This is a genomic window from Fretibacterium sp. (genome assembly GCF_057312375.1).
Map to the genome: position 1 here is coordinate 1 of NZ_DBHLDX010000010.1, position 23,608 is coordinate 23,608.

Sequence of the window (23,608 nt, forward strand, 5' to 3'; positions counted from 1 at the left end):
AGCGGAAGTCCTCCGCCGTCAGCGGCTTGCCGTCGGACCACTTCAGGCCCTCCCGCAGGTGGAACGTCCAGGACAGGCCGTCCTCTGAGACCTCCCAGCTCTCGGCGCACCCCGGCTCCGGCGCGTCGTCAAGGCCGATGCGCACCAGACCTTCGCTGATGTTATAGAGCACCGTGGAGCCATCCACTGCGCTGTTCAACACGGGATCGATCGTTCGGGGCTCAGCTCCAAGGTTGTAGACGATCTCCCTCTCCCCGGCCCACGCCGTCCCCATCAGGCACAGCACGGCCACCAGCGCAAGAAACCACTTCTTTCCCTTCATCAACACACGACCTCCTTCAAAAAACAATTTAGATGACAGACGGGGGCCAGGCGACCCTGGCCCCCTCTTGCGAGGCGTCGGCCTCAGCCCCTCGCTAAAGCACCGGTCCTGATACTCACGCCTCAACAATTCAGAAATAGAGGCAACTTACGCCGTCGCTCCTATGCTTTCAAGATCGCCAAAGGGTTTGTGAGTGAAAACGCGGATACCCATCGTTTACTCCACATTAAGCTCCTCTTGATTATCCAAGAGCGGCCGCCTTTCTTTTCATTGGCTTCACCGGTTTCAGATCACTTGTACGTATACCAAATTCCTGATATAAAGGCTCAACTTGTGCCTTTAGATAAGCAATCTCTTCCTCAGGCGTCATATCTTTGACTTCCTCATAGAGGCGTAAGCGTATCGCATCCAGCTCATCCTCAAACGTCTCAAACATCTTCTTGCTCATCATCCAGCACCTCCTTAGCTGTACAAATTACAACACTATTATACCCTTCTTCATGGTTGACTGCGGCAGTTAAAATCCTAGTTTTGGCACGATTGATATGCTTCTTGGATGTACACTCTAAACGCAACAGTAGGGGGAGAGAGAAGAAAAAGGCCCATAGATGGCGGTTATTCGCGCTAAATGAGTTTGTAGAGCACAAACAGCGAAGGAGACTGCACCCAGAGTCTGCCCCTTCCTCTAAAATTTCTAATGGGAAAGGTATGGATTGCACCCATCTTACAGCAACAGAGCGAGAAAGTATACTGGTCCCAAATTCACAGGTTGCGACGGCCTTATCGGGGATCAAGCCCGTCGTGGTGCAGGTTAAGCTGACTTTGCCCCTGCCTTAAACGAAATTCAAGCGCTATCTCCGAGGACGTAATAACATGTTCGAGTTCTGCCTTTGCACTGTTACGATTGCAATTAAATTGCTGTACAAATAAAGGCAAATAGTATACAATAAAACAAAAGGGGGTAGTAACTTATGGCACAGGTCAGTTTTAGAATAGATGATACGATTAAATCTAAGGCAGAGAGTGCTTGCACGGCTATGGGTTTAACAATGTCCTCTGCTATCAATATTTTTCTTACCAAGGTTGCTAATGAGAGAAGAATACCGTTTGAGATATCGGCAGATCCATTCTATTCTGAAGAAAATATAGCGGAGCTGGAAAGACGTATTGCTAATGTCCGTTCAGGAAAAAGTACCTTGAAGGAGCACGACTTAATCGAGGTAGGTTGATGAAAAAGCTTTGGGATGATAACGCTTGGAACGAATATTTGTATTGGCAAACACAAGATAAGAAAACCTTGAAGAAAATCAATCGGCTCTTGGTTGATATTGACCGTAACGGATATAATTGCACAGGGAAGCCCGAACCGCTTAGAGGCAATCTTGAGGGGTATTGGAGTGTTCACATTGATGATAAAAACAGAATTGTATTCAGAATAGAGAATGGCAGTCTGGAAATCATGCAATGTGGATCTCACTACGACGATAAATAAGCGCCCTTTGTGAAGAAGCGTTTCAAGCGTGAAGCGTGGGGCCTGCGGGTTTTCGGAGCGATGGAGGCGCGCAGGAGCGGCTGCACCTTCTCCTGGTAGGCCGTGAGGCTGCCGATCAGGGCTTCCTCTGCCCTCTCGCTTGACTAAGGTCCACTCCGCCATCATAAATACTCTGAAGTATAGCCCTCATGCAGTCCCGTTCCAATAGCTTCAAATAACTTTATCGTGTCATAATCTCCTTCTCTGTTGATATCAAAGTAATAATTGAACACCGTCGTTTCCAAGTACAAGCGTAACTTCCTGATGTCGATCATCTCCTAAGTAAAAAGCTCCTCAATGAGGGCTCAAAACTGCGAGCTTTTCTCCCCGCTCCTCCATAAACTCTACTCACGAAACAAAAGGGCGTTTCCCTCATAATTTCAAGGAGAAACGCCCTTTTCGCTTATCTTGTCATCAACCGTTTACTTTTCAGTCGAGGATATCCCTGGTGGAGCTACGGCTCCACGACCTCAGCGCCGCGGAAGAACACCCAGTTGCGCGGAGAGCGATAGATTCCCTTCACCCGGTCGCTCTGCATGTAGGGCGTCGAGTAGAAGTAGAGCGGCAGCACCGGCAGGTCCTGCATCAGGATCTGCTCGGCCTTGTGCATGTCCTCAATGCGTTTGGCGCGGTCCATCTGCTTCAGGGAGTCCTTGATCAGGGCGTCATACTCCTCGTTGGCGTAGCCGGCGACGTTCTCGGGAACGCCCGTCTGCCACAGCTCCAGGAGGCTGCCCGCGTCGAAGAAGTCCACCAGGTAGGCGTGGCGGGCGATGTCGAAGTCATGCTTCGCGCGGGTGTCGATGAAGACCTTCCATTCCTCGTTGGAGAGTTCCACCTCGACGCCCAGGTTCTGCTTCCACATGGCCTGGAGCGCCTCAGCGATGGCCTTGTTGATGGGGTTCAGGTTGTACTTGTAGACGACCTTGGGGAAGCCCTTCCCGTCCGGATAGCCCGCCTCGGCCAGGAGCTTCTTCGCCTGCTCCACGTCGGCCCGATCGGGCAAGAAGGTTCCGCCCTCCGCCCGGAAGTCCTTTTCCGGCTCCGCGCCGGGGATGCCATAGGGGATGAAGGCCACGGCGGGCTTCTGTCCGCCCATGGCCACCTTCTCCGCCATGACCGTGCGGTCCACCGCCAGCGTGAAGGCGCGGCGGACCAGCGGGTTGTCGAACGGGGCCCGCGTGACGTTGAAGACGGAGAAGGAGGTGCCCAGCGTCGGGGCCACCTTCGCCTCACCGCTCTTGATGAGCTGCGGCGTCATCTGCGGCGGAATCCGGTCAAGCAGATCGATCTTCTTCGCCTTGAAGGCCGCCAAGGCCGTGTTGGAGTCCGTGATCATGACCAGGCGGACCTTGTCGATCTTCACGTTGTCCGCGTCCCAGTAGTGGGGGTTCTTCACCAGAGTCATCTCGCTGTTGTGCTGCCAGTCGGCCAGCATGAAGGGGCCGTTGCCCAGGGCCGTCTCAGGCTTGGACGTCCAGCCGCGGGGGTCCGCCTCGATCACATCGGCCCGCGCCGGATAGAAGATGTGGTAGGACAGGTAGTCCAGCATCAGGGGCGTCTGGTACTCCAGGTCGATGCGGAACGTGACGTCGTCCACCGCGACCAGCCCCACCTCCTCGGCCTTGGCCTTTCCGTTGAAGAACGCCTCTCCGTTCTTGATGAAGAAGCCCAGGTGGGCGTAGGGCGATGCGTTCTCCGGAGTAATCGCACGCAGGAAGCCGTAGCGGAAGTCCTCCGCCGTCATGGGCTTGCCGTCGGACCACTTCAGGCCCTTCCGCAGGTGGAACGTCCAGGACATCCCGTCCTCGGAAACCTCCCAGCTCTCAGCGCACCCCGCCTCCGGCGCGTCGTCGAAGCCGATGTGCACCAGGCCCTCAAAAAGGTTGTAGATCACGTTCGATCCGTCCACCGCGTTGTTCAACACGGGGTCGATCGTCCGGGGCTCGACCCCCAGGTTGTGGACGATCTCCTTCTCCCCGGCCCATGCCGTCCCCATCAGGCACAGCACGGTCGCCAGCGCAAGAAACCACTTCTTTCCCTTCATCAACACACGACCTCCCTAAGAATATTGAAAAAACGGGCCTTGCCCAAACCTCGCGCTCTCGCGCGACCCGATACGCATAGACGCATCTATCGACTCCGCTCGCGATCGCCCTGTCCGCTTCGGACAGAGCGCTCCGCGGTTCACACCCTCAAGATCAGCACGGCCAGGAGGGCGACGCGGGGCACCAGGTGCTCCAGGAAGAGCTGCTCCTGCGGGTTGTGGATGAAGTTTCCCACCATGCCCATGCCGTCGATGGTGGGGACCCCGGCGTCCGAGATGTCGTTGCCGTCCGAGCAGCCGCCCACCATAGGCGCCGCCTCAATCCTCATGTCCAAGTCCGCCCCGCACCGCTTCAAGAGGTCCAGCAGGGCGAGGTTCTGCGCGTTCTCAGCCAGCGGTGGGTGCCCCACCTTGACCTCGAACTCCACCTGTGCGCCGGGCAGGACGGCCTTCCGCTCCGCGAGGAGCTTCCGCGTGCGGGGGATATCCTCCGGGACGCACATGCGCCAGTCCACGGTCGCCTCCGCGTAGTCGCTGACGACGTTGACGGCCTTGCCGCCCGATATGACGCCGGGGCTGTAGGTGCTGCCCTTCCCCCCGTAGTCCGACAGGCCCTTGAGGTAGATGATCTGGTGTGCCAGCTCCACGTTGGCGTCGACGCCCTCCTGGGGATTGTTGCCGGCGTGGGCCGCCCTGCCGCGGCACCGGACGACGATCTCCCCGCCGCCCTTGCGGCTGGGCTTGACCTTCCCGTCGGGGCAGGTGGCCGGCTCCGGAACGATGCAGGCGCAGGCCCCCCGCGCGCAGTCGAGCAGCAGGTCCCGCGAACTCTTGGAGCCCGTCTCCTCGTCGGAGTTGTTGACGATGCGGACCCTCTTGTCGAGGGGGAGGCCCAGGTCCTTCAGCGCCTTCAGGGCCCAGACGGCGGCGATGTCGCCGCCCTTCATGTCGATGACGCCGGGGCCGTAGAGCACGTCCCCCTCCCGACGGACGGGCACGGAGCCCACGGGGTGCACCGTGTCGATGTGCCCGACGATCAGGAGGGTGCGCTCCCCCTCCCCGACCTCCGTCACCAGGTGGTCCCCCACCTCCGCCTGCGGGACCGTTCGGGACACGGCGCCAAGGCGGTCCCGGTAGAGCGAGGCCAGCACCCTCCCGCAGGCGTCCACGGCGGCCTTGTCCCCCGTGGGGGACTCCGCACGGACCAGCGCCAGCAGGTCGGCGACGATGTCCTCTTTATGGTCCGAGAGCCAGTCGAAGATCCTCTTCTCTTGATCCTTCATCGATGCGTCCTCCCCCTCGCCCGACGTCGGACGGCCTACGCCATCGGACAGCCGCACAGGTGCCCCGGACGGAGCTCCCGCAGCGCCGTGTCGGCCTCGGCGCACTCCGGCTTCGCGTTGGGGCATCGGGTGTGGAACTTGCACCCGGTGGGCGGGTTCAGGGGGCTGGGGATCTCGCCCTCCAGCATGATGCGCCGCCGGGCGTCCGACCGGTCCGGGTCCGGGATGGGGATGGCCGACAGGAGGGACCGAGTGTAGGGGTGAAGCGGGTTGGTGTAGAGCTCGTTGCTCTCCGCCAACTCCACGATGTCGCCCAGGTACATCACGGCGATGCGGCTGCTGATGTGCTTCACCATGGAGAGGTCGTGGGCGATGAAGAGGTACGTCAGCCCCAGTTCAGTCTGCAGGTCCTCCAGCGTGTTGACGATCTGCGCCTGAATGGAGACGTCCAGCGCCGAAATGGGCTCGTCGCAGACGATGAATTCCGGCTCCACGGCCAGGGCGCGGGCGATGCCGATCCTCTGTCGCTGCCCGCCGCTGAACTCGTGCGGGTAGCGGTTGGCGTGCTCGCTGTTCAGCCCCACCAGCTTCATCAGGCGCCGCATCCGGTCGCCCCATTCGTCCTTCGGGATGCCGTGGATGGACATCGGCTCCATCACGATGTCCCCCACCGTCATGCGGGGGTTCAGCGAGGCGTAGGGGTCCTGAAAGATCATCTGCATCCGCTTGCGCCACGGCAGCATCGCCCCCTGGGACAGGCGGGTGATGTCCTGCCCCATGAAGCGCACCGTCCCCCCCGTCGGGTCGTAGAGGCGCACGATCGTCCGCCCTGTCGTCGTCTTGCCACACCCGGACTCCCCCACCAGCCCCAGCGTCTCGCCGGGCAGGATGTCGAAGGTGACGCCGTCCACCGAGCGCACCGTGCCGGCGGCGACCTCGAAGTACTTCTTGAGGCCGACGACCTCCAACATCGGGGCGCCCTTTCCCTCCATCGTCATCGCGCTCCCTCCTTCCTGTCGGCGGCCGACCCCGCCGGACGGTTCAAGAGCCAGCAGGCCGCGTTGTGCGAGCCCGTCAGCTCCGTCCGCTCGGGCGGGTACTCCAGGCAGACGCGCATGGCCTCAGGGCAGCGCGGCGCATAGGGACAGCCCGCGGGCGGGTTCAGCAGGTCCGGCGGCTGCCCCTCGATGGGGATGAGCCGCTGCCTCACCAGCTCTTCGGGGTTGGGGACGGAGCGCAGCAGGCCGCGGGTGTAGGGGTGGGCCGGCTCGTAGAAGATCTCCCGCCGCGTCCCCCGCTCCATGATCCTCCCGCCGTACATCACCAGCACGCGGTCCGCCATGCCGGCGATGACGCCCAGGTCGTGGGTGATCAGGATGATGGAGGTCCCGAACTGCCCCTGAAGCTCCTTCATCAGCTCCAGGATCTGGGCCTGCACCGTCACGTCCAGGGCCGTCGTGGGCTCGTCCGCGATCAGGAGGTCCGGGTTGCAGATCATGGCCATGGCGATCATGATGCGCTGGCGCTGCCCGCCGCTGAACTGGAAGGGGTACTGGGTCAGGCGCCGCTCCGCCGGAACGATGCCCACCCGCTTCAGCATGTCCACCGCCCGGTCGTGCCGGTCGCAGGGGACCCTGTGGCGCCTCAGGGACTCCTCCATCTGCCAGCGGACGGTCAGCACCGGGTTGAGGCTCGTCATGGGGTCCTGAAAGATCATGGATATCCGCTTCCCGCGAAGCTCCTCCAGGTCCCGCAGCCGCATCCTCGTGAGCTCCTGGCCGTCGAAGTCGATGCTGCCCCCCACGACGCGGCCCGACGTTCCGAGGAGCCCCAGCACGGAGAGCATGGTGACGCTCTTGCCGCTCCCGCTCTCGCCGACGATGCCCAGCACCTCGCCGCGCTTCACGTTGAAGGATACCCCGCCCACGGCCTTGACCTCTCCCGCCGGCGTGAAGAAGGACGTGCGAAGGTCCGACACGCGCAGCAGGAAGTCCGAAGGGTTCGTGGCGTTCATCCGATCGTTCATCGTTCTCCCTCCCCTACTTTCTCAGGCGCGGGTCCAGCGCGTCGCGGAGGCCGTCGCCAAGGAAGTTGAAGGCCAGGATGGTGACGGAGATCGCTGCGGCCGGGAAAAAGAGCTGCCACGGATAGATGGCGAGGGAGCCGATCGCGTCGTTGCTCAGCACGCCCCAGCTCGCCATGGGCGCGCTGACCCCCAGCCCAACGAAGCTCAGGAACGCCTCGGTGAAGATGGCGCGGGGGATGGAGAAGGTCAGCGTCACCAGGATGGGGCCCATGGCGTTGGGGATGAGGTGACGCAGGAGCATCCGGGCGCTGGAGGCGCCCAGCACCCGCGCGGCGAGGACGAACTCCTCGTTCTTGATCCGCATCACCTCGGCCCGCACGATCCGCGCCATGGAGGCCCAGTAGGAGATGCCGAGGGTGATGAAGATGCTCTTCAGCCCCGGCCCCACCACCACCATGAGGAGGATGACGTAGATCATCGTTGGGACGCTGTAGATGACGTCCACGATGCGCATCATGACGTTGTCCGTCCGTCCGCCCACAAAGCCGGCGATGCCGCCGTAGATGACGCCGATGAACAGGTTGATGAAGCTCGCCACGAAGCCGACGGCCAGCGATATCCGCGCGCCGAAGAGCACCCGGACGAAGATGTCCCGCCCGAACATGTCCGTCCCGAACCAGTGCTTCAGGCTGGGGGGCTCGTTCGACACCATGAAGTCCTGTCCGTCGTAGGTGTAGGGTGAAAGCCACGGGCCGACGACGGCCATTGCCAGGATGATGAGGATGACCACCAGTCCCAGGATCGCCACCCTGTCCCGGCAGAGGCGCCGCCAGGCGTCCTGCCAGTAGCTCAGGGAGGGGCGGACGAACTCCGCGCGCGTCCTCTCCTCCGGCGACACCGGCTCGAACAGCCGGGGGTCGCTGATATCGGGAATCGCTCGTTCCATGTCGCTCATATCCGTCCCCTCCGTCAATTCAGCTTGATCCGCGGGTCGATGAACCCGAGGCAGATGTCCACCACGAGGTTCAGCGAAACCAGAAGCGCGCTGTAGAAGATCGTGACGCCCATGATGGTGGTGTAGTCGCGGTTGGAGATGCTCGTGACGAAGAAGGTGCCCAGCCCCGGCACGCCGAAGACCTGCTCCACGACGAAGCTGCCCGTCAGGATGCCGGCGATGAGCGGCCCAAGGTAGGTGACCACGGGGATGATGGCGTTGCGCAGCGCGTGGATGTAGACCACGGCCCGCTCCCGAAGGCCCTTGGAGTAGGCCGTTCGGATGTAGTCCTGCTGGAGGATCTCCAACATGCTGCTGCGCGTCAGGCGCGAGATGAAGGCCGTCGGGTACCCCGCCAGCGTGATGGCGGGCAGCAGGGCCGTGGGCAGCCCCTCCCAGAAGCCCACCGTCACCCAGCCCCAGCGGTAGGCGAAGAAGTAGACGAGGATCGTCGCGATGACGAAGTTGGGTATGGTGATGCCCAGCGTGGCCAGCACCATCGCCGTGCGGTCCTGCCACCGCCCGCGCCGCAGGGCCGAAACGATGCCGGCGGGGATGCCGACGACGAGGGCCAGCAGGATGGCGATGCTCCCCACCATCAGCGAGGCGGGGAAGCCGGAGGCGATGAGCTGGTTCACCGTCATGCCCTCGTACCGGTAGGAGGGCCCCAGGTCGAAGTGCAGGACGTCCCACAGGTAGTGCCCGTACTGCACGTACAGCGGGTCGTTCAGGCGGTAGCGGTCCATGATCTTCTCCATGATGAAGGGCGGGATCGCCTTCTCGTCCGTGAACGGCCCGCCCGGAATGGCGCGCATCATGAAGAAGGTCAGGGTCACGACGACGAAGAGCGTCAGAAAGCTGGCCCAGATTCGTTGAAAGATATACCTCCGCATCTCGGATACCCCCCAGGGTGTTTTTTAGGATAAACCGCTAAAGCGACGTGCAATTAAAACATGTTTTTGTTAAAACACACAATTCGAGAAGTTTTGTGATTTGCGAATAATGAACGTGATTATGGTATCACGCGGTGCGCGAAAAGTCCATGAAGGAGGCGAGCGCGTTCCCCGCCCGCGGCGGGACGGCCGCGGGCGGGGAACGTTCAGTTGGCCTGTGTCGCCACGGTCCCGGCGCGGCCAGGAATGGGGAGCATCTCGACGTCCGCCGCGGGGAGGGGCAGGGAGGCCGCCAGGGCCTCGCCCAGCGTCATGAAGGTCAGGGCCCCTTCGCTGCAGGCGTCCATGAAGGCATTGAAGGCCTCGCTCATCACGCCGCCCTCCATCTCCGTGTGGATCGTCAGGACGTTCAGCCCCGGCTCCAGGAGGTCCAGGTAATGGTCCGCGGCGTTCTCGGCGGACACCCCCTCGCGCCCCAGCAGCTCGTCCAGCGTGGGGAGGGTCGAGGGCACCTGGGGCGTCCGGAACGTCTGCCCCCCTATGCGGGGCAGGAACGGAGCGCTGCCGCGGGTGTCGCTGCAGTAGGCGAAGCCCAGCTCGTCCTGGACCGCCAGGCTGTCCGGCGTGACCTGCCAGCCGGGCGCAGCACAGCAGGAGGGGCGCACGCCCGAAACCATCTGGAAGAGCTCCATCGCCATCCCAAGCTCGTGGCGAATGACGTCCTGGGTCATGCGGGGCAGGCGGTCCTGCCACAGGACGTGGTTCCAGGCGTGGATGCCGCACTCGTGCCCCTCGTCCAGGGCGCGGCACAGCAGGGAGGGGTCGGAGGGCACGATCATTGGCGCCGGCAGCAGCGTTCCGTAGAACAGGGTCCTGAGCCCGTAGGTGGAGGGCGCGCGGGTGCGCAGCATCTTGGCGAGGAACCCCTTTCGGAAGATGCGCCGCAGCGCCTTCCCCGACTCGTCGGGGCCCATGGAGAAGAAGATGGACGCGCGGGCGCCGTGCGCCTTCAGTATGTCGAGGAGCCTGGGAAGCCCCTCCCGATATCCCTTCAGCGTGTCGATGTCTATCTTTATCGCCAGGGTGCAGTTCTCTACCGTCACTTCAGCGTTCCCCCCAAAAGGATGCCTCTCTCAAGGTGCGGGCAGGCGTCGTCCCCCTCAAGCCCGTCCTTTTTTTTCTCGCCCCATTCATCGGCCCACTGGGCCTGCAGGATCTCCAGGGCTCCTCGCCCCGCCGCGACCAGGGGCGGCCGCGAGCGCAGCACCGTGCCCGGAGAGGCCGCGGACGTCCCCCCCGACGGGCGCGTGCGCCAAACCATGAGCTTCCGGCCCTCCAGGAAGGTGAACGCCCCAGGGAAGGGCCAGGCCACGGCGCGGACGAGGTTGTGCAGCGCTTGCGCGTCCTGCGTCCAGTCCATCAGCCCGTCCGCCGGGCGTCGCCGACCGAAGGTCGTGGCGCGGCTCTCGTCCTGGGGCGTCCCCGCGGCTTCCCCGGCCAGGATCGCCCCCAGGCTGCGCCGCAGGGCGGCGCCCGCCGCGGGGACCAGCTTCCGAAAGACCTCGATGGCCGTTTCATCCGGCCCGATGGGGACGGCGATCTGATCCACGACGTTGCCCCGGTCCGCCCGCGCGGTCATGCAGTGCAGCGTTACCCCCGTTTCCGGCTCCCCGTTCAGCACGGCCCAGTTGACGCAGGCCCTGCCCCGGTAGCGGGGAAGGAGCGAGCCGTGCAGGTTGAACGCTCCCAACGGCGCGAGGCTCAGGAGGCTCATGGGGATCAGGGACCGGTAGTAGAAGGAGAAGATCACGTCCGGCGCAGCCGACCACACCCGCTCCTCCTCTCCCGCGAGCGAGTCCGGCGTCAGCACGGAGAGGCCGCAGGCCCTGGCCAGATCGCCCACGGAATCGAACCACCGGACCTCGCCGGGGTCGTCCCGGTGCGTGTAGAGGAGCCGGACGTCCACTCCCTGTTCCAGCAGGACCTTCAGGCACTCGCAGCCGACGGCGCTGTAGGCGAACACCACGGCACGGCAGGGCCTCTTCTCGTTCACTTTGCTCACCGCCCCTTCTCCGCCTCCGGGTCCGCTCCGTCGGGGCCGTAGAACCGGCGCACGATGTAGCGCGGCCGGCGGCGCACCTCCTGATAGAGGCGGCCGATGTACTCCCCGGTGATGCCCACGCAGGAGATCGTCACCCCCATCAGCAGGAAGTTCAGGGCCAGGAGCGTGAAGACGCCCTCGGCCTCCGGGCCGACCCACAGGCGCCGGATCAGCATGAACACGGCGAAGCAGAGGCTCAACACGGAAACGGCCAGCCCCATCATCGTGACGGCCTGCAGCGGGACGAGGGAGAAGCTGGTCATCAGGTCGAAGTTCAGGCGGATGAGGCGAAACAGGCTGTACTTGGAGGTCCCGCTCTCCCGCTCGCTGTGCGCCACCTCGATCTCCACGGGGTTGACCGCAAACTTCTGCGCGAGGGCGGGGATGAACGTCGTCGTCTCCGCCGACTCGTTGATGATGTCTATGATATCACGCCGGTAGCCCCGCAGCATACAGCCGTAGTCGTGCAGGGACAGGCCCGTGATCCGGTTGGTCAGCCAGTTCACGACGCGCGAGGCCGTGCGGCGGAACAGCGTGTCCCGACGGTGCCGCCGGACCGTCCCCACCACGTCGTGCCCCTCCTCAAGACAGGCCACGATGCGGGGAATCTCCTCCGGGGGGTTCTGCAGGTCCGCGTCCATCGTGATGACGTCCTTCCCCAACGCGACGTTGAAACCCGCCATGATGGCCATGTGCTGGCCGAAGTTGCCGTTGAAGTCGATGACGCGCACCTCCTCCGGCCTCCGTTTCCACTCCCGCAGCAGGAGCGGAAGGGAAGCGTCGCCGCTGCCGTCGTTCACGAAGACGACCTCATAGGTCCGCCCCATGCCCTCCAGGACCGGAAAGAGCCGATCGAAGAGCTGGGGCAGGCTATCCTCCTCGTTGTAGACGGGGACGATGATGGAAATGTCCTTGTTTGTTTTCATTGATGCGGTCGTATCACTCAATCTCAAGCAGCCCTCCCTGGTGGCAAAAGGCATGAATGGCGCGGGGCCCATGGAACTCTCGTCTTGAGCCCTGCGGGACGGATGCGGCAGCCCGTTCCTCCGTCCTTCCTGAGGCGATGCGTCAGAAGTTCGTGAACAGGATCTCCTTTTCCGTCTCCCCCAGGCGCACGGGCTCGCGTCCCAGGTCCCGCGTCAGCTCTTCCAACCTGCGCCGGTTTGTGACCAGCAGGACGCGGTCCGGTCCGTTCCACAGCCTGCGGAGTTGCTCCGCGTTCAGGAACCAGCGCGGGTCCTCCTCCTGAGCTGCGCCAAAGTCCAGCTCTCCCCGACCGCCGGCGATCACGATGCGGCGGTCCAGGTAGAACGACAGCCCCTGCCTCAGGTCCCCGTAGGTGACGAGGGCGTCATCGGCCCGCAGCCTTTCGCGCACCATAGCAGCGATGGGGCGTCTGGAGTTGCGGGCCGCCATCAGGTCGAAGCCCGAAGCAGCCACAAAGAGTGCCGTCAGCGCCAGGAGGCAGAGCATCAGGAAGCCTCGCGTCCGCGCGCGGAGCAGGACGAAGGAGGCCAGGCAAAAGGCCGTCAGTACGAGGCAGAAGGGAGTGGTCGTCGCCCGAAGGTAAGCATCCTCCGGACGAAACGCAGGGTAGACCACGCCGGCCACGATCACGGGGAGCAGGATCAGGGCGTTCAGGCAGGCGAATCGGCGGCCGGCCCGCATGGCGGGAGCTCCACCCCTCAGCATCCCCTCGACGACTGCACCGATGAGCACGGCCAGGGGAGGCAGGCACGGCAGGATGTAGGGGATCAGTTTGGACCCCGACAGGGAGAAGAAGATCAGGGGCACGGCAAACCATAGGATCAGGAACAGGCCGTCCTCCCGCCTCAGGAGCCCATCCTGCCCCCGCGCGGCGCGAAAGGCGTCCCAGAGCATCCCGGTCCAGGGCACGAGGCCTCCCAGGAGGATGGGGACGAAGAACCAGAAGGGCTCGTAGCGGTCGTGCTCCGTCGTCAGGTAGCGGGTGAAGTGCTCGTGGACGAAGAAGAAGTCGAAGAAGTCCGGGTTGGCGGCGCAGACGGCCCGGAACCACGGCAGGACGAGCGCGAAGTACAGCGCGATGCCCCAGGGCGAGAACAGGCGCAGGATCGCCCTCCACCGCCTCAGGCTGGCCAGGTGCAGCACGGCGATCCCGCCGGGGAGGACGACGCCGATCAGCCCCTTGGAGAGCGTCGCCAACGCCATGGCGGCGTAGAAGAGCATGAGCGGCCAGCGGCCGGCGCCCTCTCCATCCCGAAACCAAAGCCAATAGCCCAGCATGGCCAGCGTGAAGAAGAACGTCAGCGTCATGTCGATGACGTTGAGCCGCGAGAGCGCGTACCACAGCACGGAGCTGACCAGCACGGCGGCGGCGGCACCCCCCGCGCGAGCGCTACCCGTCATGCGCCTCGCGACGGCGAAGGTCAGCAGACACCCTCCCAGCCCGAACAGGACGGGGAAGAGCCGGGCCGCCGCCTCGTTCTGCCCGAAGGTAACGAAGGACGCCGCCGTCAGCCAGTAGTGCAGCGCGGGCTTCTCAAAGTACTTGACGTAGTTCAGCCGCGGCGTCACGAAGTCGCCGGACTCGATCATCTCACGGGGGATCTCGGCGTAGCGCCCCTCGTCCGGGTCGATGAGGCCGTACCTCCCCAGCCCCCAGAGGTAGACGGCCGCCGCCAACAGGGCCAGGACGACCCAGGGGATGAGGGGACGCGCTGCCGCCAGCCGGCGGAGGAAGCGAGGCCCCTCCCTGCCGTCCGGCCTCATTCCGCGGGCACCTCAAACGCATCGAGCGTCAGGCGCACGGCCTCCCGCAGCGCCACCTTCGGCCTCCAGCCCATCCGTTCCTTCATCTTTTCGATGGAGGGGACCCGGTTCCTCATGTCGTCGTAGCCGTTCGAGTAGTACTCCTCCGCGGGGACGGAAACGACGCGGACCTCCTCGGCGCGGGAGGCGAAGCGCGGGTCCTGGCGCATCACGTCCAGGATGAGCTCCGCCAGCTCCCGGATGGAGAAGTTGTTGTCCGGGTTGCCGATGTTGAATATCTGGCCGTCCGCCCGTCCGCCTTCGTTTCTCAAAAGGGCCATGAGCGCATCCGTCCCGTCCCCGATCCAGGTGAAGCTCCGGCGCTGCTCCCCGCCGCCCACCAGGGTGACCTCCCCCCGATACAGGACGTCGTAGATGATCTGAGTGATGGACCGGGCCTTACGGCAGCGGGCGTCCTCCATCGTGTCGAGCCTCGGCCCCACCCAGTTGAAGGGGCGGAACAGCGTGTACTGGAGCCCGCGCTCCATGCCGTAGGCCGCGATCACACGGTCCATCATCTGCTTGCCGCAGCTGTAGATCCAGCGCATCTTGCCGATGGGGCCGACGATGAGGGGGCTCTCGTCCTCCAGCAGCACGGAGTCGCTGGACAGCCCATAGACCTCGGAGGTCGAGGGGAAGATCACGCGCTTCTTGTGCTTCGCGCACAGGCGCACCACCTTGAGGTTCTGTTCAAAGTCCAGCTCGAACGTCCAAAGGGGGCTGCTGAGGTAGTACGCGGGCTTCGCAACGCCCGCAAAGGGAAGGACGACATCGCAGGCGGCCACCTGGGCCTCGATCCAATCGTTTTCCTTGAAGATGTCTCCCTGATGAAAGGTAAAGCGATCCCGCCCCTCAAAGCGCTTCAGGCTTTCACCGCAGAGGTCGAAGGCAGAAACCTCGTAATCGGACTCGTCCAGGATCTTCTCAATCAGATGGCTCCCGATGAAGCCTCCAGCGCCAGGCAAAAAAATACGCAAAGTCTATAGTCCTCCCAGAATCAGCAGATCGCCCCCGCGGAACCGGGGGCCGTCGCACGGCACCTCCATCCCGGCGGCATGGCATCGTGAAAAGTATAGCAAATATCCGGACGATACACACCGTCGCAGCGCGAAAAGCAAAAAGTCAATAAAGGTCAGCGAAACGACGGAGGGCCGGATTCATCGATTTTGACGATATGGTCATTAAAGGTCAATGTTATGATAGCACACGTCGAGGGGGGATGGAGCCGAGGAGGTCAACGCCCTCTCCCCGACGGAAGAACGATAAAAAAATACTTCTTTTATTTAGGAGGTCGTTTACAATGAGGAACGGATACGCACCGGTAGTCTATGGCCGCTTTGGGGGACCTGCGGCGTCGCTCTTCGACAGCATGGATCGTCTTGCGGAGCAGATGGGGATGTTCCCCTTCGAGGGGAGCGGCGGGCTTTCCGCGAAGACGGACCTCTACCGCAAGGACGGGAAGCTCTGCATCGAGGCGGAGCTGCCCGGCATCAAGCCGGAGGACGTGGAGCTTCACGTCTACGGCGACCGTCTGACGCTCTCCGCGGAGAAGAAGAGCGAGCGGACGGAGGGCTCGGAGGGCAAGAGCTACTTCCGGTCCGAGCGCAGCTGGGGCAAGGTGGAGCGCGTGATCTCCTTCCCCGTCGAGGCGGACCCCGACAGCGCGAAGGCCAGCTTCAAGGACGGGGTCCTGACCATCGAAGTGGACGAGAAGCAGGAGGACAAAGCCCACAAGAAGGTCGCCATCACGTCAGGGGACTAAACGGCGGGTGAAACTGAGCGGGGGGACGGCTACAGCCGTCCCCCCGCATTTTCATCCTCGTTCCACCCCGTCAGAACAGCTTGGCGATCGCAGCGACGACCTCGCCGAGGTCCAGCTGGGTCGTGTTGACGCAGAGGTCGTAGTTCAGGCGCCCGCCCCACTCCTGCCCGCTGTAGAACTCGTAGTACTTCGCGCGGCCCTTGTTGATGTCGTTGATGTGCTGCGTCAGCTCCTTGTCCGACATCGCCTTCGCGTCCTCGCCATTCTCGCGGCACCGCCGCATCTTGCTCGCCATGTCCGCGTAGACGAATATCCGAAAGGGCCGCATGTCCCGCAGGATGTAGTCCGCGCAGCGCCCCACGATGACGCAGCTCGACGCGGCAGCCATCTCCTTGATGAGGCGGTGCTGCTCCTGATAGACGGCCTGTCCCTGCTCCCACATCGGGTTGACCATGGGGTAGAAGCTGCGTCCCACGTGGATCGGAAACGCCACAGTGGGGCGATGCTCCACGATTCGCTGCACGTACTCCTCCGAGAGGGAGGTGCGCCTGGCCAGCTCCGTGACGATCTCGCGGTCGTAATAGGCGAACTGAAGGGCGTCGGCAAGGCGGCGGCCCAGCTCCCGCCCCCCGCTGCCGAACTCGCGGCCGATGGTGATGATCCTGTTCATGCCCGTCACTCCAATCTGCACGAAAGACAAAAAACGTGACTTGATATTTTAACCCCAGGCCGGACGGAGGACAAGGAGCCTCAGCGGAACATCACGCGGTTCTTGCCCTTCATCCGCTTGGAGGCGTAGAGCGCCTCGTCCAGTCGGTGGAAGAGCCGGGCGGGCGTGTCGCCGGAAACGACGGAGGCCAAGCCGATGCTCAGAGTAAGCCGCCTCCCGTCTGGCAGGAGGCTCAGAGCCGACACGGCGGACCGGATGCGCTCGGCGATCCGCTCCGCGACGACGCGACTCGCGCCGGCCAGGATGACGAAGAACTCGTCCCCGCCCCAGCGGCAGATCGCGTCGTTGCGCCGCGTGCTGTTCCGCAGGATCTCCGCCAGCGTCACCAGCACCTTGTCGCCCATCGCGTGCCCATAGGTGTCGTTGATGCCCTTGAAATCGTCCAGGTCGATCATCAACACGGCGACGTCCTGGGGGTTTTTCACCCTCTCGCGCAGGATCTGCCGCAGGGATTCCTCCATGGCGCGGCGATTCAGGAGGCTCGTGAGCCCGTCGCGCTCGGCCAGCACGACGAGGCGCCCCCTGGCGTCCTCCCACTCCTGCGTCATGACGTGCACCATGTGCAGGAGGTGGGCGATGACGGAGGTCTGCTTCTGAAGGTGCAGCGGCGTCACCTGGATCGAGGGTTCCGCTCCTTTGGGCTCTCCCTCCCGAAAGGCGACGGTCACCAGCATCAGGTTCGTAATCGACACCTCACCGCCGTTGCGCTGGACCTCACCGTACGAGTAGAAGCCCGAAGAGGGCGCCAACTGGCGTAGGACGTCGAACTCCTGCCCCCGGTTCTCCCGAAGTATCTGGTGCCGGCCAGCGCAACTGACGGCAATGAACGCCTCCGGGCGAAAGTCCGTCATTCGCCTGTGGTTCGCGGCAGCCTCCCGAAGGATGGCGAAGGGAGCGCCGCAGGAGATGCGAAGCTTTTCCCCCACCCGAAGGTCCGCATCCAACTGGATGCTCCCGTCGTCAAGGAAGGCGTTCAGGTGACGCCCTACCAGCTGCCCTCCGCGCTCGAAGCACAGGGGGAAGGCCATGGCGTCCTCCAGCGGGTCCCAGCTCTCCCGCCAGCCCAGGTAGTACTCCAGGACCTCGCCGGCGGGCTTTCCGTCAAGCTCGCAGACCGTGAAGTCGTCCTTCATGCGCGTGACCGTCAGCTCAGGGCCCATGGGCGTCCAGCCGAAGGACGAGTTCTCGCAGGCATGGAGCTCCCGACCGCTGAAGACGATGGCGACGACGCCGCGCGTGAGGACCGCATCCCCACAGAACAGCCGGCGTCCCTCAGGTTCGCTCCAGGCCCAGGCCGTCCCGCCGAAGAAGACGATCTCGGGGCGGACGTGGGAAATCTCCCGAAAGAGGGGGTTGAAGTCCACGCGCATGTCGCTGATCAGGAGGCCGACGGCTCTGGCGTCCGCGTCCTCATCCAGCACCTGTCGCAGCATCGTGCCCGCTGCGACCGGGTCGTCAGGCAGCACCATGGCCCGTGCAGAGGAGCGTTCAAAGAACATGAAGGTGAGGGAGCCAAGGATGTCGGAGTCCTCACCCCACTCCGGAGAGAGCCATTGGGTCCCGTCGGTGACGCTCATGTCCACCGTGGCCCCGCAGACCTCCGCGCCGGAGAACGCACCTCGAACGCTCCCCAGGATATCTCCCCAGAGCGGGACCGCCGTGTGTTTCAGGAAAACAACCGCCAGCACGGAATCCAGACGCGGCAACTTCGAGGCTTCGGACTTCGCCCTCTCGACCGCCGCGGCGACATCCTCCCGTCCACTCAGCCAATAAGAACGCTGCAACACGAAAAACCGCCCCCTCCGTACAAGATCGTCCGCACTCTCTGCTATTATACCCTTTATCTACTTCAAGGAGTGCCCAAACGCCCCACTGCACGATTCCTCCGGGGCGTTCGCTGCGCGCCAGTCCCCACCCTGCGCCGGGTAAACCCTCCAGGTCAGCGCGCCGCTGAGCCACGGGCTGCCGCCCGCTGCGACGTGGGCCTCCGCCGCCATGGCTGCATCGGGAGAGGAATCCCCCCTCGGCACGACGAGGTGCGTGACGCCGAGGGGCGCAAAGGCTCCCGGCAGGGCGGGGAGGCCGGGGCCTTGGAGGAAGCAGCCCTTCTTCCTCGTCAGCTCCTCCCGCGTGGAGAGCAGCCACCGGTCGCGGATCGCCTCCGGGGACAGCCACGCCCACTCCGCCTCCCGCACGCCTCGGGAGAAGTCGCTTTGCGGGAAGCAGTCCGGGCCGACGCCCCGGTCGTCGAACACCGCGACGCGCCAGCCCCAGTCGCGCATGAAGGGCAGGAGGTCGCGCTCATACCCCAGCACGGCCACGCGATCGCCCCGGGCGCAGGTCATGGCGAGGTCCAGCGGGGAGCCGCCGGCCCCAAAGGGCAGGAGCACTGCGCAGGCCGCCGACGCCGCGGCGAACTCCTGAGGGAAGGGCGAGACGTAGAGTCCCGCCAGACGCGCCAGAGGCGCACGGATCAGCTCCTCCGTGTGTACGGCCCGCGCCCTGTGGGCCTCCTTCATGGAGTCCGGGACGAAGCCGACCCCCCACCGCCCGTCCTCCGCCAGGGCGAAGCTGGCGTGCCACCCCAAAACCAGGCGGGTCACGCCGCAGTCCGGCGCCCTCCGCACCGCCGCGTCCAACGCCTCAAAAAAGTTCATCGCCCCCACCTCCGTCCTGCCGCGTCCGGGCCGTCCCCGCAGCCCGGCGGTCTGCGCATCAACTATAGCACTATAGCACGCGGCGCGCCTTTTTCGGTTGCTTTTTCAGACATCTTATGACAGAATAAAGTTATTCCTGAGTTCAAAGGCCCGCGAGAGGCGCCTGAGAAGAAGGGCTTATCCCGTATGCTCTGCCGCGCCCTTCGTCAATGAGAGCGCGGTTTCTTTATTTCGCGGATTTCGCGGCCGTTCCAACAACCTTAATCATCGTCACAATTTTTCAGGGGGGATCGTCTATGGAGACAAGAGTTGCCGTCATGAGCATCGTCGTCGAGAACGTGGACTCCGTCGAGGAGTTGAACGGAATCCTGCACGAGTATGGGGAACACATCATCGGGCGCATGGGGCTGCCCTACCGCCGGCGGAAGGTCCACATCATCTCGATCGCGCTGGACGCGCCGCAGGACACCATCTCCGCCCTGTCGGGGCGGGTCGGCAGCCTGAACGGCGTCAGCGTCAAGACGGCCTTTTCCAACGTCGTCTTCCGTGAGTGACGCGAGCGGGGACGCCCTTCCGCTGATCCGGGCCCTGGCGGAGCGCAGGAGCCTGAGCCTGGATGAGTACGAACGCCTCATCGCCTGCCGCACGGAGGAGGGCGCGGCCCTGCTACGGACGCTGGCCGCCGAGGAGCGGGACCGCATCTACGGGCAGGACGTCTACGCCCGCGGCCTGATCGAGATCAGCAGCTTCTGCCGGAACAACTGCCTCTACTGCGGGCTCCGGCGCGACAACGGGCGCTGCAGACGCTACCGCCTGACGCCTCAAGAGATCCTGGACTGCACCCGCGAGGGCTACGAGCTGGGCTTCCGCACCTTCGTCCTGCAGGGCGGCGAGGACGACCACTTCACCGACGCCATGCTCTGCACCCTCATCCGGGAGATCAAGGCGCGCTGCCCCGGCTGCGCGGTGACGCTCTCCCTGGGCGAGCGCGGGAGGGCGAGCTTTCAGCGCCTCTTCGACGCCGGCGCGGACCGCTACCTCCTGCGCCACGAGACGGCGGACCCGACCCACTACGCAAGGCTGCACCCGGCGGAGATGTCCTTTACAAACCGGATGCGCTGCCTTCAGGACCTGAAGGAGATCGGCTATCAGGCAGGCTGCGGCTTCATGGTGGGCTCCCCCTTCCAGACCGCCGCGGAGCTGGCGAAGGACCTGAAGTTCATCGAAGCGTTCAAGCCGGAGATGTGCGGCATCGGCCCCTTCATCCCGCAGGCGGACACGGAGTTCCGAGGCCGCCCGGCGGGAAGCGCGGAGCTGACCTGCTACCTCCTCTCCATCATCCGGCTCATCCACCCGCCCGTCCTGCTGCCCGCCACGACGGCGCTGGGGACCGTCCACCCCATGGGGCGGGAGATGGGGATTCGGGCCGGCGCCAACGTCGTGATGCCGAACCTCTCCCCCGCCTCCGTGCGAAAGAAGTACGCGATCTACGACGGCAAGCTCTGCACCGGAGAGGAGTCCGCCCAGGGCCGTGCACTCCTCGAACGCAGGATGGCCGGCATCGGCCGGCGCCTCTCCATGGACCGCGGCGACGTCAAGCGCGAGGCCAGGCCCACCTGAATTGACCTGCGATGGAATGGGAACGCGGCGGACGCTGCCCTAAAGCGTCTAAACCTTAATAATAGTTAAAAATATCTAACAGGGAAGATTTCGTCAACGTTCTGACCTGAAAGAAGGAGTGATGATCCATGGCTGTTTACGATCCAAAGTCCCTCCGCGCGGCGGAGTTCATCAACGACGAGGAGATCCTGGAAACGCTGGACTACGCGGACCGCAACAAGGAGAACGTCCGCCTGATCGACGAGCTCCTGGAGAAGGCGCGCCCGCGCCGGACCGCGGGAGGCTGTCAGTGCAGCGGCCTCACCCACCGGGAGGCCTCCGTGCTCCTGGCCTGTGAGCTGCCTGACAAGGTGGCGAGGATGTACGAGGTCGCGGAGGAGATCAAGCTGGCGTTCTACGGGAACCGCATCGTTATCTTCGCGCCGCTCTACCTCTCCAACTACTGCATCAACGGCTGCCTCTACTGCCCCTACCACACGGCGAACAAGACCATTCCGCGCAAGAAGCTGACGCAGGAGGAGGTCCGGCGCGAGGTCGTCGCGCTGCAGGACATGGGGCACAAGCGGCTGGCTATTGAATCGGGCGAGGACCCGGTCAACAACCCCATCGAGTACATCCTGGACTGCATCCGGACCATCTACAGCGTCCACCACAAAAACGGCGACATCCGGCGCGTCAACGTCAACATCGCCGCCACCACGGTGGAGAACTTCAGCAAGCTGAAGGACGCGGGCATCGGCACCTACATCCTCTTCCAGGAGACCTACCACAAGAAGGGCTACCTCGAGCTGCACCCCACGGGCCCCAAGCACGACTACGACTACCACACCGAGGCGATGGACCGGGCGATGGACGGCGGCATCGACGACGTGGGGCTGGGCGTCCTGTTCGGGCTCGACAGATACCGCTACGAGTTCGCGGGGCTTTTGATGCACGCGGAGCACCTGGAGGCGGTCCACGGCGTGGGGCCCCACACCATCAGTGTGCCGCGCGTCAAGCGGGCCGACGGCATCGACCCCGACGTCTTCGACAACTCCATCTCCGACGACACCTTCACGAAGATCGCCGCCTGCATCCGCCTAGCCGTGCCCTACACGGGCATGATCGTTTCCACCCGCGAGTCCGAGGCGGTGCGGGCACGGCTGCTGCAGGTGGGCATCTCCCAGGTCAGCGGCGCGTCCCGCACCTCCGTCGGCGGCTACACGGAGGAGGAGCGACCCCACGACACGGAGCAGTTCGACGTCTCCGATCAGCGCACGCTGGACGAGGTCGTCCGCTGGCTGATGGACAGCGGGCACATCCCCTCCTTCTGCACGGCTTGCTACCGCGCGGGCCGCACGGGGGACCGGTTCATGAGCCTGTGCAAGAGCGGCCAGATCCTGAACTGCTGCCACCCCAACGCCCTGATGACCCTGACGGAGTACCTGGAGGACTACGCCACCCCGGAGACGAAGCGCATCGGCTACGAGATGGTGGAGCGCGAGCTGGGCCGCATCCCCCGCGAAAGGGTGCGAGCGACGGCACGCGAGAACATCGAGGCCATCCGGAACTCCAACCGGCGGGACTTCCGCTTCTAGGGGACGCCATGGGGCTGAACGACACCCCGTCGGGCGAGCGGGTCCACGTGGCCTTCTTCGGCGTTCGGAACGCGGGCAAGTCCAGCCTCGTCAACGCCGTGACCGGGCAGGACCTCTCCATCGTTTCGGACGTGGGGGGCACCACCACCGACCCGGTGAGGAAGGCGATGGAGCTCCTGCCCCTTGGCCCCGTGCTCATCATCGACACGCCGGGGCTGGACGACGAGGGGGCGCTGGGGGCCCTGCGCGTGGAGAGGACGCTCCGCATCCTGGCGGAGACGGACGCCGCGGTCCTGGCGGCCGACGCCCGGCGCCCGCTCACGGAGCACGACCACAGGCTCCTGGCCCTCCTGAGGGAAAGGGGCATCCCCTTCCTCGTCGCCCGCACCAAGGCGGACCTGCTGAGGCCGGAGGAGCGCCCTGCGCCGGGCCGGGACGAGCTCTGCGTCAGCGCCGTCACCGGCGAGAACGTCGAGGAGCTGAAGGAGCGGATCGCCGCCCTCGCACGGGTGGCGGAGCACAAAAAGCGCCTCATCGCGGACCTCCTCTCCCCCGGCGACACGGTGCTCCTCATCATGCCCCAGGACGGCTCCGCCCCGAAGGGGCGCCTGATCCTGCCGCAGCAGCAGACGATCCGGGAGGTCCTGGACGCCCGCGCCATCGTCGCGGCCTGTCAGGAGACGGAGGTCGCGGAGGCGCTGGCCGGGATGGCCCGTCCGCCGCGCCTGGCCGTCACGGACTCCAAGGTCTTCGCCCGCGCCGCGCAGGACGTGCCCTCCTGCGTGCCCCTCACCTCCTTCTCCATCCTCTTCGCCCGGTACAAGGGGAACCTGGCGGCCCTGGCCCGTGGGGCGGGTCGGCTCTCGCGCCTCAGGAGCGGGGACCGGGTGCTGATCGCCGAGGGCTGCACGCACCACCGCCAGTGCGGCGACATCGGGTCCGTCCTGATGCCGGGGTGGATCGAGCGGTACGCCGGCGCGAGGCCCCGCTTCGACTTCGCCTCCGGCGGGGACTTCCCCAGGGACCTGTCGGGCGTTTCCCTCGTCCTCCACTGCGGCGGCTGCATGCTGAACGAGCGGGAGATGCAGCGCCGCATCGGGGAGGCGGAGGCCGCGGGGACGCCCATCGTCAACTACGGCATGGCCATCGCGCAGATGCACGGCGTGCTGCGCCGCAGTCTTGAACTCTTTCCGGACGTCCTGAGGCTGATGGAGGAGGAGCGGGCCGGGTAGAAAACGGCAGGGAACGGTGGGGAACTGAAGGAGGAGGCTGCGT

23 protein-coding genes are annotated in these 23,608 nt (G+C 64.4%); 7 read left to right on the forward strand and 16 right to left on the reverse strand.

The window, feature by feature from the left end; genetic code table 11:
• Together ACO41U_RS02885 and ACO41U_RS02890 are read right to left on the reverse strand one after the other, a co-directional pair.
• The coding region (locus tag ACO41U_RS02885; protein ID WP_485941445.1) for an ABC transporter substrate-binding protein at positions 1-322 on the reverse strand (322 nt) is incomplete at its 3' end.
• Between the two features lie 241 nt (positions 323-563).
• Complete coding sequence (locus ACO41U_RS02890) at positions 564-773, reverse strand: hypothetical protein (RefSeq protein ID WP_485941447.1); 210 nt, start codon at positions 771-773, stop codon at positions 564-566.
• 520 nt (positions 774-1,293) lie between these two features.
• Between ACO41U_RS02890 and ACO41U_RS02895 the strand changes: the two genes are divergently transcribed.
• The gene (locus ACO41U_RS02895) at positions 1,294-1,551 is read left to right on the forward strand and encodes a type II toxin-antitoxin system RelB/DinJ family antitoxin (protein WP_485941449.1); all 258 of its coding nucleotides are present in this window, start codon (positions 1,294-1,296) and stop codon (positions 1,549-1,551) included.
• Entirely contained in the window at positions 1,551-1,814 is a 264-nt protein-coding gene (locus tag ACO41U_RS02900) for a Txe/YoeB family addiction module toxin (RefSeq protein WP_485941451.1), read from the forward strand. The genes ACO41U_RS02895 and ACO41U_RS02900 overlap by 1 nt, the downstream gene beginning before the upstream one ends.
• A 493-nt stretch (positions 1,815-2,307) precedes the next feature.
• On the opposite strand, the gene ACO41U_RS02905 is transcribed toward ACO41U_RS02900, so the two are convergent.
• From ACO41U_RS02905 to ACO41U_RS02955, 11 genes are all read right to left on the reverse strand, one after another.
• Positions 2,308-3,900: a peptide ABC transporter substrate-binding protein gene (locus ACO41U_RS02905; RefSeq protein WP_485941453.1), complete on the reverse strand. Its 1,593-nt coding sequence runs from the start codon at positions 3,898-3,900 to the stop codon at positions 2,308-2,310.
• Between the two features lie 140 nt (positions 3,901-4,040).
• A complete protein-coding gene (locus tag ACO41U_RS02910; protein ID WP_485941455.1) occupies positions 4,041-5,183 on the reverse strand; it encodes a M20 family metallopeptidase in 1,143 nt (380 codons plus the stop codon).
• Positions 5,184-5,218: 35 nt separating this feature from the next.
• Complete coding sequence (locus tag ACO41U_RS02915) at positions 5,219-6,175, reverse strand: ABC transporter ATP-binding protein (RefSeq protein WP_485941531.1); 957 nt, start codon at positions 6,173-6,175, stop codon at positions 5,219-5,221.
• A gap of 2 nt (positions 6,176-6,177) precedes the next feature.
• Positions 6,178-7,209 (reverse strand): ABC transporter ATP-binding protein, encoded by a 1,032-nt coding sequence (locus tag ACO41U_RS02920; RefSeq protein ID WP_485941457.1) that lies wholly within the window; start codon positions 7,207-7,209, stop codon positions 6,178-6,180.
• 13 nt (positions 7,210-7,222) lie between these two features.
• Complete coding sequence (locus tag ACO41U_RS02925; protein ID WP_485941459.1) at positions 7,223-8,164, reverse strand: ABC transporter permease; 942 nt, start codon at positions 8,162-8,164, stop codon at positions 7,223-7,225.
• A gap of 14 nt (positions 8,165-8,178) precedes the next feature.
• Positions 8,179-9,096, reverse strand: a complete 918-nt coding sequence (locus tag ACO41U_RS02930; RefSeq protein WP_485941461.1) for an ABC transporter permease — start codon at positions 9,094-9,096, stop codon at positions 8,179-8,181.
• A 206-nt stretch (positions 9,097-9,302) separates the two neighbouring features.
• Positions 9,303-10,199, reverse strand: coding sequence for a polysaccharide deacetylase family protein (locus ACO41U_RS02935; RefSeq protein ID WP_485941463.1), 897 nt, complete (start codon positions 10,197-10,199; stop codon positions 9,303-9,305).
• The gene (locus tag ACO41U_RS02940) at positions 10,196-11,158 is read right to left on the reverse strand and encodes a formyltransferase (RefSeq protein ID WP_485941465.1); all 963 of its coding nucleotides are present in this window, start codon (positions 11,156-11,158) and stop codon (positions 10,196-10,198) included. The genes ACO41U_RS02935 and ACO41U_RS02940 overlap by 4 nt, the downstream gene beginning before the upstream one ends.
• Positions 11,155-12,123, reverse strand: a complete 969-nt coding sequence (locus tag ACO41U_RS02945) for a glycosyltransferase (RefSeq protein ID WP_485941467.1) — start codon at positions 12,121-12,123, stop codon at positions 11,155-11,157. The genes ACO41U_RS02940 and ACO41U_RS02945 overlap by 4 nt, the downstream gene beginning before the upstream one ends.
• Positions 12,124-12,265: 142 nt before the next feature.
• Positions 12,266-13,948: a phospholipid carrier-dependent glycosyltransferase gene (locus ACO41U_RS02950; protein WP_485941469.1), complete on the reverse strand. Its 1,683-nt coding sequence runs from the start codon at positions 13,946-13,948 to the stop codon at positions 12,266-12,268.
• Positions 13,945-14,964: a bifunctional UDP-4-keto-pentose/UDP-xylose synthase gene (locus tag ACO41U_RS02955; RefSeq protein WP_298777469.1), complete on the reverse strand. Its 1,020-nt coding sequence runs from the start codon at positions 14,962-14,964 to the stop codon at positions 13,945-13,947. The genes ACO41U_RS02950 and ACO41U_RS02955 overlap by 4 nt, the downstream gene beginning before the upstream one ends.
• Before the next feature lie 323 nt (positions 14,965-15,287).
• On the opposite strand from ACO41U_RS02955, the gene ACO41U_RS02960 reads away from it, so the two are divergent.
• Positions 15,288-15,749, forward strand: coding sequence for an Hsp20/alpha crystallin family protein (locus ACO41U_RS02960; RefSeq protein WP_298777471.1), 462 nt, complete (start codon positions 15,288-15,290; stop codon positions 15,747-15,749).
• 70 nt (positions 15,750-15,819) lie between these two features.
• On the opposite strand, the gene ACO41U_RS02965 is transcribed toward ACO41U_RS02960, so the two are convergent.
• From ACO41U_RS02965 to ACO41U_RS02975, 3 genes are all read right to left on the reverse strand, one after another.
• A complete protein-coding gene (locus ACO41U_RS02965; RefSeq protein ID WP_298777473.1) occupies positions 15,820-16,419 on the reverse strand; it encodes a cytidylate kinase-like family protein in 600 nt (199 codons plus the stop codon).
• An 80-nt stretch (positions 16,420-16,499) separates the two neighbouring features.
• Positions 16,500-18,266 (reverse strand): sensor domain-containing diguanylate cyclase, encoded by a 1,767-nt coding sequence (locus ACO41U_RS02970; protein WP_485941473.1) that lies wholly within the window; start codon positions 18,264-18,266, stop codon positions 16,500-16,502.
• A gap of 57 nt (positions 18,267-18,323) precedes the next feature.
• Entirely contained in the window at positions 18,324-19,136 is an 813-nt protein-coding gene (locus ACO41U_RS02975) for a hypothetical protein (protein ID WP_485941475.1), read from the reverse strand.
• Positions 19,137-19,432: 296 nt separating this feature from the next.
• Here ACO41U_RS02975 and ACO41U_RS02980 point away from each other — a divergent pair, with 296 nt between their 5' ends.
• The 4 genes from ACO41U_RS02980 (at position 19,433) to hydF (ending at position 23,565) form a co-directional block, all read left to right on the forward strand.
• Positions 19,433-19,690 carry a TM1266 family iron-only hydrogenase system putative regulator gene (locus tag ACO41U_RS02980; RefSeq protein WP_298781023.1) on the forward strand — a complete coding sequence of 86 codons (258 nt, stop codon included), beginning with the start codon at positions 19,433-19,435 and terminating at the stop codon, positions 19,688-19,690.
• The gene (gene hydE / locus ACO41U_RS02985; protein WP_485941477.1) at positions 19,683-20,756 is read left to right on the forward strand and encodes a [FeFe] hydrogenase H-cluster radical SAM maturase HydE; all 1,074 of its coding nucleotides are present in this window, start codon (positions 19,683-19,685) and stop codon (positions 20,754-20,756) included. The genes ACO41U_RS02980 and hydE overlap by 8 nt, the downstream gene beginning before the upstream one ends.
• 128 nt (positions 20,757-20,884) lie before the next feature.
• Positions 20,885-22,333 carry a [FeFe] hydrogenase H-cluster radical SAM maturase HydG gene (gene hydG, locus ACO41U_RS02990; protein WP_485941479.1) on the forward strand — a complete coding sequence of 483 codons (1,449 nt, stop codon included), beginning with the start codon at positions 20,885-20,887 and terminating at the stop codon, positions 22,331-22,333.
• Positions 22,334-22,341: 8 nt separating this feature from the next.
• Positions 22,342-23,565: a [FeFe] hydrogenase H-cluster maturation GTPase HydF gene (gene hydF, locus ACO41U_RS02995; RefSeq protein ID WP_485941481.1), complete on the forward strand. Its 1,224-nt coding sequence runs from the start codon at positions 22,342-22,344 to the stop codon at positions 23,563-23,565.
• Positions 23,566-23,608: the final 43 nt, after the last annotated feature.